The sequence below is a fragment of the Massilia sp. CT11-108 genome (genome assembly GCF_047302915.1).
GTDB lineage: Bacteria > Pseudomonadota > Gammaproteobacteria > Burkholderiales > Burkholderiaceae_D > Telluria > Telluria orientalis.
This window is the reverse complement of record NZ_JBKYMO010001060.1, coordinates 1-799: the sequence shown is the minus strand read 5'-3', so window position 1 is coordinate 799 and position 799 is coordinate 1. Positions and strand designations below refer to the sequence as shown.

The following is a 799-nucleotide window of genomic DNA, read 5'->3' as shown; positions in this document are numbered from 1 at the left end:
GACACCGGCCCGCGCGAGCTCGCGTGCGACGCTGGCGCCGCCGGGGCCGGTGCCGGCCACGATGGCGTCGAAAGAAGGGGAGTTCGAAGACATCCGGCATTGTAGCGTGCACGCCGTCATGCACGCCGGCCCGTTATGTACTATCATAAGTTACATGAGAACCGACAGCAAACTTTCCTCGATCCTGCACCTGCTGCTGCACATGGCCCACAGCGACCGTCCGCTGACGTCGGAAGAGCTGGCGGGCTTCCTGCACACGAATCCCGTGCTCGTGCGGCGCACGCTGGCCGGCCTGCGCGAACGGGGCTACGTCGCGTCGGAGAAGGGACATGGCGGCGGCTGGGCCGTGACCGCCGACCTGCACCGGGTCACGCTGCGCGACGTGTACGACGCGGTGGGCGCGCCGACCGTGTTCGCGATCGGCAATCGCGTCGAGCAGCCCGGCTGTCTCGTGGAACAGGTCGTCAACCAGTCGCTCGGCGATGCGCTCGCGGAAGCCGAGGCGTTGCTGCTCGCGCGCTTCGCGCAGGTCACGCTGGCGGAACTGTCCGAGCGCTTCAACGCGCAGTATCCCCAAGGAGGAGCACATCATGCACACCCATCCGAATGAGTCCGAATTCGACGTGATCGTCGTGGGCGGCAGCTATGCCGGCCATCTGCGTCAAGGTGCCCGCGACCTGTCGCTGCTCGTGCGCGCGCTGACGACCGGCGGCACGTCGACCATCAATTTCGCCACCGCCGCGCCGCCGCCCGCCGCCATGTTCGCCAGGCACGGCATCGACCTCGCCCCGGCGCTGGC

General features: G+C 68.3%; 1 protein-coding gene and 1 pseudogene. Both read left to right on the top strand.

Features of this window, described 5'->3' with window-relative positions:
- The first annotated feature begins 154 nt into the window (after positions 1-154).
- Entirely contained in the window at positions 155-610 is a 456-nt protein-coding gene (locus ACEN88_RS33125; protein WP_413346544.1) for an Rrf2 family transcriptional regulator, read from the top strand.
- Positions 591-799 (top strand): annotated as a pseudogene (locus tag ACEN88_RS33120) (hypothetical protein); the annotation flags it as partial. The gene ACEN88_RS33125 and the pseudogene ACEN88_RS33120, both read left to right, overlap by 20 nt.